The organism is Streptomyces sp. CRN 30 (assembly GCF_034105845.1).
This window is the reverse complement of record NZ_JAVRHI010000001.1, coordinates 1-10,190: the sequence shown is the minus strand read 5'-3', so window position 1 is coordinate 10,190 and position 10,190 is coordinate 1. Positions and strand designations below refer to the sequence as shown.

General features: G+C 73.5%; 8 protein-coding genes. 7 read left to right on the top strand and 1 reads right to left on the bottom strand.

Annotation, left to right across the window (positions count from 1 at the left end):
• The 5 genes from UW392_RS00040 to UW392_RS00020 all read left to right on the top strand — a co-directional run.
• A partial coding sequence (locus UW392_RS00040; protein WP_320772706.1) for an FtsK/SpoIIIE domain-containing protein occupies positions 1-1,095 on the top strand: 1,095 nt, incomplete at its 5' end.
• Between the two features lie 261 nt (positions 1,096-1,356).
• Complete coding sequence (locus tag UW392_RS00035; protein ID WP_320772705.1) at positions 1,357-2,802, top strand: ABC transporter substrate-binding protein; 1,446 nt, start codon at positions 1,357-1,359, stop codon at positions 2,800-2,802.
• Between the two features lie 10 nt (positions 2,803-2,812).
• On the top strand, positions 2,813-4,174 hold the full coding sequence (locus UW392_RS00030) for a sugar ABC transporter permease (protein WP_320772704.1): 1,362 nt from the start codon (positions 2,813-2,815) through the stop codon (positions 4,172-4,174).
• On the top strand, positions 4,171-5,100 hold the full coding sequence (locus UW392_RS00025; protein ID WP_320772703.1) for a carbohydrate ABC transporter permease: 930 nt from the start codon (positions 4,171-4,173) through the stop codon (positions 5,098-5,100). Before UW392_RS00030 ends, UW392_RS00025 begins: the two co-directional genes overlap by 4 nt.
• A gap of 182 nt (positions 5,101-5,282) precedes the next feature.
• The gene (locus UW392_RS00020) at positions 5,283-7,616 is read left to right on the top strand and encodes a bifunctional glycosyltransferase family 2 protein/CDP-glycerol:glycerophosphate glycerophosphotransferase (RefSeq protein WP_320772702.1); all 2,334 of its coding nucleotides are present in this window, start codon (positions 5,283-5,285) and stop codon (positions 7,614-7,616) included.
• A 158-nt stretch (positions 7,617-7,774) separates the two neighbouring features.
• Here the strand turns inward: UW392_RS00020 and UW392_RS00015 are convergent, their stop codons facing one another.
• Positions 7,775-8,188 (bottom strand): organic hydroperoxide resistance protein, encoded by a 414-nt coding sequence (locus UW392_RS00015; RefSeq protein WP_320772701.1) that lies wholly within the window; start codon positions 8,186-8,188, stop codon positions 7,775-7,777.
• A 123-nt stretch (positions 8,189-8,311) separates the two neighbouring features.
• Between UW392_RS00015 and UW392_RS00010 the strand changes: the two genes are divergently transcribed.
• Positions 8,312-8,812, top strand: a complete 501-nt coding sequence (locus tag UW392_RS00010) for a MarR family transcriptional regulator (protein ID WP_320772700.1) — start codon at positions 8,312-8,314, stop codon at positions 8,810-8,812.
• A 232-nt stretch (positions 8,813-9,044) separates the two neighbouring features.
• Positions 9,045-10,190 (top strand): glycosyltransferase 87 family protein (locus UW392_RS00005; RefSeq protein ID WP_320772707.1); only part of this gene is annotated, 1,146 nt, incomplete at its 3' end.

The following is a 10,190-nucleotide window of genomic DNA, read 5'->3' as shown; positions in this document are numbered from 1 at the left end:
GACCTCGTCGCCGACGGCCCGCACCTGCTGATCGAGGGCCCGCCCGGCAGCGGCCGTACGGAGCTGCTGCGCTCGGTCGCCGCCTCGCTCGCCGCCGCCGAGCGCCCCGACCGGCTCGGCATCGCCCTGGTGGACGGGCGGGACGGCGCCGGCCAGGGCCGGCACCCCGGTGACGGGCTGGGCGCGTGTACCGACCTGCCCCATGTGGGCACCCACCTCGCGGCCAACGATCCGGTACGCATGCGGGAGTTCGCCCAGTCGCTCAGCGCCGAGCTCAAGCGCCGCGCGGAGCTGGTCGTCCGCCTCGACTTCGCCGAGTGGCACACGAGCCGTGCGGTGTCCGGCCGGCTCGTCGGACCGCGCACGGCCGCCGGCAGAGGTACGGGCGTGGGCACGGGAACCGGCCCGTCGCGCCGGCCCGGCGCCGCGGACCTCGACGCCTCGCCCACCGCCACCATCCGGCTGCGTCCGGCCGCGGGCCGCGAGCGCCCCGATCCCGGCCCGCCGCTCGCCCGCCTCGTGCTGATCGTCGACGATCTGGACGCGCTGCTCTCCCCGCCGTTGGGTTCCCCGGGCCGTCCGGCGGCCGGCTCCGTCGTACGCGCCCTGGAAGCGGTGGCCCGGGAGGGCGCCCGGCTCGGCGTCCACCTCGTCGCCGCCACGGCCGGCGGCGCCCGTACGGCGGAGACGGACCTCGCCCGCGCGGCCACCCTCCACGTCACGCTCGAGGCCCCCGCCCCGGGCCCGGACGAACCGGCGGCGGGCCGCGGCCGGTTGACGACCACCGACGCACCCCCGCCGGGCACGGGCACGACCAGCGCCCCCGCCACCAGCCCCTCCATCGACCACGCCTCCGACCCGCCCACCGCCCGCACCACCCCCTTCCAGGCGGGCCGCGTCACCGGCCGCATCCCGCGCACGGCCACGCTCCGGCCCACGGTCGTGCCCCTGGAGTGGGCCCGTATGGGCGATCCCCCGGCCCGCCGCCCGGTGCGCGAGCTGGGCAACGGCCCGACGGACCTGGCGTTGCTGGCCAGCGCGCTGGACCGCGCGGCCCGCTCCGTCGCGGCCAAGGAGGTGCCGTCCCTTCTGTGAGCCTCCCGACCCCGCTGTCGTGAGTCTCCCGGCCCCCGCTGGTGTGAGCGCCCCGCCCCCGCCGGTGTGAGCCCCGCGTGCGCATGTCGCGCGCCCGTGGGTCCCGAGCGTCCCGCGGCGCCTCCCACTCCACGTCACGAGCCGATTACGATCTTCGATCCGACACCGCAGGCGCCCTTGCCGCTGCCGGTGACGCGGCGTAGACCAGAGCGACGGGACAGCCGCTCGGACGTTCAACGCGGAACGCAGAACGGGGCAGTGATGCGCAACACTCTTCGTACACGCAGGTCACGCAAGTCGCTCAGAGCCACCTCACACACCGCCCCGCACACCACCGGGGCGAGCAGCACCAGGGCCAGGAAGGCCGTCGTGGCCCTCGCCGCCGGGGTCCTCGGCGTCTCCCTGACCGCCTGTGGCGGCGGGGACGACGGTGACGGCGGAGGCGGTGACACGGGCAAGGACGACGCGCCGGCCGAGGTCACCGTGCAACTGCCGAAGCTGGACGGGCAGAAGCTCGAGGTCGCGGCCGTCTGGACGGGCGCGGAGCAGGAGAACTTCACCAAGGTCCTCGACGAGTTCACCAAGCGCACGGGCGCGGAGGTCGCCTTCGTGCCGACGGGGAACAACACCTCCACGTTCCTCGGTACCAAGATCCAGGGCGGCCAGCCGCCGGACGTCGCGTTCCTCCCGCAGGTCGGCGTGTTGCACCAGTTCGCCGAGAAGGGCTGGCTGAAGCCGATCGGCGCGGACGCCGAGGCGCAGCTGAAGAAGAACTTCACCCAGGGCTGGCAGGACCTCGGGGCGGTCGACGGCAAGCAGGTCGGCGCGTACGTGAAGGCCGCGAACAAATCGCTCGTCTGGTACAACACCGCGGCGTTCGAGGCCGCCGGCATCACCGAGGAACCGGCGACCTGGGACGAGTTCGTGCAGACCGCGCAGACGCTGTCCGACTCGGGCACCCCCGCCGTCTCCATCGGCGGCGCGGACGGCTGGACTCTCACCGACTGGTTCGAGAACGTGTACCTCTCGCAGGCGGGCCCGGAGAAGTACGACCAGCTGGCCAAGCACGAGATCAAGTGGACGGACCCCTCGGTGAAGGACGCCCTGACCACGCTGGGCGAGCTGTGGGGCAAGGACGAGCTGATCGCGGGCGGCCGCACGGGCGCGCTGCAGGCGGAGTTCCCGAAATCGGTCACCCAGACGTTCAACGGCGACACCCCGGCCGGCATGGTCTTCGAGGGCGACTTCGTGACCGCGAACATCAACGCCGACACGGACGCGGAGGTCGGCACGGACGCCAAGGTCTTCCCCTTCCCGGCCGTCGGGGACAACTCCCCGGTGGTCAGCGGCGGCGACGTGGCGGTGGCGCTGGAGGACAACGAGGGCGCCAAGGCGCTGCTGACGTTCCTCGCCTCCACCGACGCGGCCGAGATCTGGACCGCGCAGGGCGGCGTCATCTCCCCCAACAAGGAGATGGACATGGGTGCGTACAAGGACGACGTCACCCGGGACATCGCCGAGGCGCTGCTCGCGGCGGGCGACGACTTCCGCTTCGACCTGTCCGACCAGGCCCCGGCGGCCTTCGGCGGCACCCAGGGCGTCGGCATGTGGAAGGACCTGCAGGACTTCCTGCGCGAGCCCGGTGACGTGGCGGGTGCCCAGCAGCAGCTGGAGACCGACGCCGCGAAGGCGTACGGGAACGACTGACGGCCCCCGGATGGCCAACTCCGTTGTGAAGTCGACGGAGGGCGCGGGCGCACTGCCCACGCCCTCCGTCCCCCCGCGCAAGAGCGTGACGGGCACCCGGTTGTGGGTGGCGGTGCTGTTCCTGCTGCCCGCCCTGGTGCTGCTCGGCTCGCTCGTGGTCTACCCGATCGGGTACTCGGTCTGGCGCAGTCTGTTCGACGCGGACGGCTCCGGTTTCGTCGGGCTCGGCAACTACGTCGACATCTTCACCGACGACGCCACGCTCACCGCCGTGCGCAACACGGCGATCTGGGTGGCCGTGGCCCCCGCGCTCGTCACCGTGCTGGGCCTGATCTTCGCCGTGCTCACCGAACGGGTGCGCTGGGGCACGGCGTTCAAGCTGATCGTCTTCATGCCGATGGCGATCTCGATGCTCGCCGCGGGCATCATCTTCCGGCTGGTGTACGAGCAGGACCCGGACCGGGGCGTCGCGAACGCCGTGGTCACCTCCGTGCACGACACGTTCTCCGACGCGTCGGTCTATCCGAAGGCCCGGCCGAACGCCCAGGTCAGCGATTTGAAGGCGTCCGGCGGCGGTTCCTTCACCACGAGTGGGACCGTGTCGGCGGGCTCCCCCGTGCTGCTGCCGCTGGTCGGCATCGCTCCGAACAAGCTCCCCGGCGACCCCCAGGACGCGCAAGGAGCGCCCACCGGGGGCGACCAGGTCACCGGCACCGTCTGGCTGGACTTCCGGCTGGGCGGCGGCGGGGAGAAGGGCGCGATCGACGCGCGCGAGAAGGCGCTGGAGGGCGTCAAGGTCGAGGCGGTGAAGGACGGGGACGTCGTCGCCTCCGCGACCAGTTCCGCCGACGGCACCTTCAGCCTGCCCGCCGAGGCCGACGGCGCGCAGCTCCGACTACCGGGCTCGAACTTCGCGGCCCCGTACAACGGCATCGACTGGCTGGGCCCGACGCTCGTCACCCCGGCCATCATCGGCAGTTACGTGTGGATGTGGGCGGGCTTCGCGATGGTGCTGATCGCGGCGGGGCTCGCGGGCGTCGACCGCAACCTGCTGGAGGCGGCCCGCGTGGACGGCGCCAACGAATGGCAGGTGTTCCGGCGGATCACGGTCCCCCTGCTGGCGCCGGTGCTGACGGTGGTGCTGGTCACACTGATGATCAACGTGATGAAGGTCTTCGACCTCGTCTACATCATCGCCCCGCAGCCCAGTCAGGACGAGGCGAACGTGCTCGCCCTGCAGCTGTACCTGTCGTCGTTCGGCGGCGGGGGCGACTACGGTCTCGGCAGCGCGCTCGGCGTGGTCCTGCTGCTGCTCGTCCTGCCGATGATGTGGGTCAACATCCGGCGACTGCGGAAGGAGCGCCAGCGGTGACCGCTCTCGACACTCCCGCGCGCGGGCCCGCCGGACCGGCCGGCCCGGCCGCGCAGGACACCTCCGTACGGCCCAGGCAGTCCCTCGCCGCGCGGGTGGCGAGCGGGGCGGCGGGTGGGGTGCTGCGCGTCTTCCTGCTCCTGGTGGCCCTGTTCTGGCTGGTGCCGACCTTCGGCCTGCTGGTCTCGTCGTTCCGCGACCCGAAGGACATCGCCTCCTCGGGCTGGTGGACGGTCTTCACCGCACCGGCGGAGCTGACCGCCGCCAGCTATGCGTCGCTCCTGAAGAACGACCAGGTCACCAGCGCACTCTTCAACACCGTCTGGATCACGGTGCCCGCGACGCTGCTGGTCATCATCATCGGCGCGATGGCCGGGTACGCCTTCGCCTGGATGGACTTCAAGGGCCGCGACTGGTGGTTCATGGGCGTGGTGGCGCTGCTGGTGGTGCCGGTGCAGGTGGCGCTCATCCCGCTGTCCGGCCTCTTCGGCACCCTGGGCATCTTCGGCGACATCATCGGGGTCGTCCTCTTCCACGTCGGCTTCGGGCTCCCGTTCGCGATCTTCCTGTTGCGCAACTTCTTCGCGGAGATCCCGCGGGAGCTGCTGGAGGCGGCGCGGCTGGACGGGGCCGGGGAGGCTCGGCTGTTCCTGACCGTCGTCATGCCGCTCGCCGCTCCGGCGCTCGCGTCCCTGGGGATCTTCCAGTTCCTGTGGGTGTGGAACGACATGCTGGTCGCCCTGGTCTTCTCGGACTCCGGCTCCCAGCCGCTGACGGTGGCCCTGCAGCAGCAGGTGCGGCAGTTCGGCGCGAACATCGACGTGCTGGCGCCGGGCGCCTTCATCTCGATGGTGATCCCGCTGGTGGTGTTCTTCGCCTTCCAGCGGCAGTTCGTGTCCGGTGTGATGGCGGGCGCGGTGAAGTAACGGCGGGCGTACGGACACGTACTCCCTGGGCGGGGCGGGCCGTGAGCGGCTCGCCCCGCGCCGTGCGCCCCGGGCCGTGCGCCTGGTGCTCCCGTGTCCCCCGTATGCCATGCCGCGCGTAACCCGATCGCGGGAAGGGTCGTTGCCGGGCACGTCTGCCGCGCCGACCCATGGATGCCCTCTTGCCCAGGTTCAGTGTCATCGTCCCCGCGCACGGGGTGCAGGCCTACCTGCACGAGTGCCTGGAATCCGTGCTGGCCCAGTCCTTCCCCGACCTGGAACTGATCGTCGTGGACGACTGCTCACCGGACGCCTGCGGCGCGATCGCCGACGAGTTCGCGGTCCGCGACCCGCGCGTGCACCCCGTCCACCTGCCCGTCAACGCGGGGCTCGGACCGGCGCGCAACGCGGGGCTGCGCCTCGCCGACGGTGACTACGTGCTCTTCCTGGACGGCGACGACACCCTCGCCCCGGACGCGCTCCGGGCGATCGCCGACCGGATCAAGGAGACCGGCGACCCCGACGTCGTCGTCTACGACCACGCGCGCGTGCTGTGGTCCGGCGAGACCCTGCGCCGGCAGAGCACCCCGCGCCTGACCGAGCTGGGCCCGGCGCCCTTCCGCCTCGACGACCGCCCCGGACTGCTGTCGGCGCCGATGGCGGTGTGGAACAAGGCGTGCCGGCGGGAGTTCCTCGAGCGGGAGGGCTTCACCTTCCCGCCCGGCTTCTACGAGAACGTGCCGTGGACGTACCCGGTGCTGATGGCGGCGGAGTCGATCGCGACCCTGGACCGCGTCTGCGTGCGCTACCGCCAGCGCCGCCGGGGCGGCATCCTCGGCACCACCAGCCGCCGTCACTTCGACGTCTTCGAGCAGTACGACCGGCTCTTCGCGTACGTCGACTCCCGGCCCGCGCTGGCGCACTGGCGCCCGGCGCTGTTCCGCCGCATGGTCGACCACTTCGTGACCGTGTTCTCCCGGCGCGTACGGCTGCCGCACGGCTCCCGCGCCGAGTTCCTGCGCCGGGCGCGCACCCAGTACGCCCGCTACCGGATGCCCGGTGTCCCGGTACGGGGTCCGAGAAGGCTGCGGCACCTGCTGGTCCGGCTGGGCGCCCACCGCACGTACCAGGCGCTGTCGCTCGTGGCACGGGCGGGCCGGCGCGGGGGGCAGTTCCTGTCGGCGGCGGCGCGCGGGGCCGGACGGTGCGCGCTCCGGCTGCACTACCGCGTCCAGCGGCTGCTTCCGCTGGACGCGGACCGCGCCCTGTTCTCCGCGTACGGGGGCCGCGGCCACTGCTGCAACCCGGGCGCCCTGGAGGAGGCGTTCCGCGCGTTCGCCCCGCACGTCCGCACCGTGTGGGCCGCCCGCCCCGAGCACCACCACACGCTCCCGACGGCGACGCGCCGGGTGGTTCCGGGCTCGGTCACGTACTGGACGGCGCTGGCGCGCGCCAAGTACCTGGTCACCAACGCCGCGTTCGACTCACGGCTGGTCAAGCGGCCAGGGCAGGTGCTGGTGCAGACACAGGCCGGCACCCCGGTCAAGCGCATGGGCCTCGACCTGCGCGGCCGTCCGGCCGCCGGCCGCGGCGCGGACACCGCGGGGCTGCTGCGCGGCGCCGACGGCTGGGACTTCGTCCTGTCCGGCAACCGGCACTCCACGCTGGTGTGGGAGCGGGTCTTCCCGGCCGGGTACGAGACGCTGGAGTACGGGCTGCCGCGCAACGACGTGTTCCAGCGGGCGACACCCGCGGACGTGGACCGGCTGCGCGCCTCGCTCGGCATCCCCGAGGGCGCGGTCGCCGTCCTGTACGCGCCCACGTACCGCGACTACCGCGAGGACGCGTACGCGGCCCTGGACCTGGAGCGCGTCCTGCGGCAGCTCGGCCCGCGCTTCGTCCTGCTGACGCGGGCCCACCCCCGGTACTCCGCCGTACCGGCCGGCCCCGCCCACGACTTCCCCGCGGTGCGGGCGGGCGGCGGGCGGATCCTCGACGTGACCGGCCACCCGAGGGTCGAGCAGCTGTGCCTGGCGTCGGACGCGCTGATCACCGACTACTCGTCCCTGATGGTCGACTACGCGAACCTGGACCGTCCGATCGTGCTCCTGGACGACGACCGCGAGGCCTACGAGGCGGCCCGCGGCACCTGCTTCGACCTGCGGTCCTTCCCGCCGGGCGCGGTGGCGCGCGGCGAGGACGAGCTGATCGACATCTTCACGAGCGGCCACTGGCGCGGCTCCCGCTCGACCCAGCTGCGGGCGGCCTTTCGGGAACGTTTCTGCCCGTACGACGACGGGCGGGCCGCCGAGCGGGTGGTGCGCCGGGTGGTGCTGGGCGAGACGGTGACCGGCCGTTCCACCGGGACCGGCGCCGCGGCCACGGGCCTGCCGCCGGTCGTGCCGCTCAGCGAGCGGCGGCCGGTGCCGTCGGCGGCGGCCCGCCCGGCGACGTCCGTGCCCGGGCCCGCGCCCGCGTTCCCGGCGGCGTTCCCGGCGTCCCTCATCCGTCAGTGAGCTCCCGCAGACCTCTCGACCACCGTATGAGCCTGTGTCATATCCCCGGCCGGGCGCGCGACGTCGCGACCCACGCCCACCCGGCCCCCGACCTGGCGTCCACCGAAGGGACGGCCGGGGCGCCGACGGGCGATCCGGCCGCCGGGGGAGAGCTCGGGTCACTCGACGACGAGGTCGACCTCGATGTTGCCGCGGGTGGCGTTGGAGTAGGGGCAGACCTGGTGGGCCTGCTCGACCAGCTTGCGGCCGGTCTCCTGGTCCACGGAGTCCGGCAGTTCGACGCGCAGCGTCACCTTGAGGGCGAAGCCCTCGCCCTGCTTGCCGATGCCGACCTCGCCGGTCACGGCGGCGTCGGTGACGTCGACCTTGGCCTGGCGGCCGACCAGCCCGAGGGCGCTGGCGAAACAGGCGGCGTAGCCGGCGGCGAAGAGCTGCTCGGGGTTGGTGCCCTGGCCGCTGCCGCCCATCTCCACCGGCGGGGCCAGCTGGAGGTCGAGCTTCCCGTCGGAGCTGACGGCGCGCCCGTCGCGGCCGTGGGTGGCGGTGGCGACGGCGGTGTAGATCGCGTCCATGGGGTGACCATCCCTCTCGGAGTCAGTCGTCGTGACGGCCGGGTCCGGCCGCCTCATGAATGGAGTGAAGCACACTATTCAATAGGGCACAACTTAATCTTGCGTCGGGGTTACCCTGGTGTCATGACCACGAGCCGCGCCACCGTCGCGTCCCGGAACGCCACGGAGGAGGACCTCCTCCGCCTCGACGGGCAGATCTGCTTCTCGCTGAGCGCCGCCTCCCGCGCCTTCAACAGCGTCTACCGGGTGCTCCTGAAGGACCTGGGCCTCACCTACCCGCAGTACCTGGTGATGTTGGTGCTGTGGGAGCACGGCACGCTGCCCGTGAAGAAGGTCGGCGAGCACCTGCGGCTCGACTCCGGCACGCTGTCGCCGCTGCTGAAGCGCCTGGAGGCGGCCGGCCTGCTGCTGCGCGAGCGCAGCGCGCGGGACGAGCGGTCGGTGGAGGTGCGGCCGACCGAGGAGGGTACGGCCCTGCGCGAGCGGGCGGTCCAGGTGCCGCGCCGGATCGCGGCCGCGACCGGGCTCGGCCTCGACGAGATGAACGACCTGCGCACCCGGCTCGACCGGCTGACGTCCGCCCTGGACGCGGCGGCCCTGGAGGAGACACCGGGCTGCCACTAGCCCGCGGTACCCACTCACTTCTCTCGGCCATCCTTTTCTCCGCCCGAGCGGCGTATCACCGCGGATACGGCTTTCACACCCCCTACGATCCCGGCTGATGAGACGACCGTCCCGCCTCCGCCCGCCGCTGCTCCGCTCCCCGCTCCTGCCCCGCCTCCGCTCCCGGCTGCTCGCCCTCACCCACTCCCGCCCGCTGCCCCTGGCCGTCGCCTGGCTGGTCACGCGCGCCCTGATGGTGTGGGCACTCACCCACGACCACCTGCGTGCACTGGGGGGCGGCGGCGTCACGCGCGAGGTGCACCACCTGTACGCCCGGTGGTACGGCACCCTGTCGCAGGGCACCTATCCGGCGGGCGACCCGCTGTGGCAGTACCCGCCGGGCGCCGGGCCGGTGCTGCTCGCTCCCGGGGCGCTGCCGGGCCTGACGTACTTCCAGGCCTTCGTGGTGCTGACGCTCGCCGCCGACGCCGTCGTCGCCCTCGCCCTCACGCGCGCGGGCACCCGTCCGGGACGCAGTCTGCGCGGCGCCGCCCTGTGGACCGCGGCCCTGCCGCTGCTGCTGCACCTGCCGCTGGCCCGCTACGACGTCCAGGTCACCGCCCTCGCCGTGCTCGCCCTGCTGGCCGCGGCACGGTCCCCGCGCGCGGGCGGCGCGTTCGCCGCGCTGGGCGCCCTGGTGAAGGTCTGGCCGGCCCTGACGCTGATCGGCACCCCGCGGGGCCGTACGACGCGGGAGGCGTGGACGGCGGCCCTGGTCACCGGCGCCGTACTGGCGGCCGCGCTCGCCGCCCTCTTCGCCGACCCGTTCGCCTTCCTGCGCCAGCAGGGCGGGCGGGGCGTACAGATCGAGTCGCTGGGCGGCACGGCGCTCGCGCTGGCCCGCCGGGCCGGCTGGGAGGGCACCGTGCGCTACCGGTACGGGGCGCTGGAGTACGTGGGCCCGTACGTGCCGCAGGTGGCCGCGGCCTCGCTCGCGCTGACCGCCGCCGCCCTCGGCGCCCTGCTGCTGTGGCGGCTGCGGGCCCGCCGCTGGTCGCCGGCGACCCCGTACGACGCCGCGCTCGCCGCCGTGCTGCTCCTCACCGTCACCAGCCGGGTGATCAGCCCCCAGTACACGGTCTGGCTGCTGGGTCTGGCCGCCGTGTGCCTGACCTCGCGGCACACCACGCAGCGGCCGGTCGCCACGTTGCTCGTCGCGGCCACGGCGGTCACCGCGGTCATGTATCCGCCGCTCTACCGGGAGGTCACCGCGGGCACCTGGACGGGCTGCGCGCTCCTGCTCCTGCGCAACGGCCTGCTGACGGCCGCCGCGGCGCTCTCCCTCGCCCGGCTCTGGCGGGCCGGCGTCCCGCCCCGGCCGGCGCGCGGGGTGGGCGCG

What these genes read in the sequence shown, in the direction of transcription:
- UW392_RS00030 (WP_320772704.1), top strand. Translation starts at nt 2,813, where the DNA reads ATGGCCAACTCCGTTGTGAAGTCGACGGAGGGCGCGGGCGCACTGCCC.
- UW392_RS00010 (WP_320772700.1), top strand. Translation starts at nt 8,312, where the DNA reads ATGACCACGAGCCGCGCCACCGTCGCGTCCCGGAACGCCACGGAGGAG.
- UW392_RS00035 (WP_320772705.1), top strand. Translation starts at nt 1,357, where the DNA reads ATGCGCAACACTCTTCGTACACGCAGGTCACGCAAGTCGCTCAGAGCC.
- UW392_RS00015 (WP_320772701.1), bottom strand. Translation starts at nt 8,188, where the DNA reads ATGGACGCGATCTACACCGCCGTCGCCACCGCCACCCACGGCCGCGAC.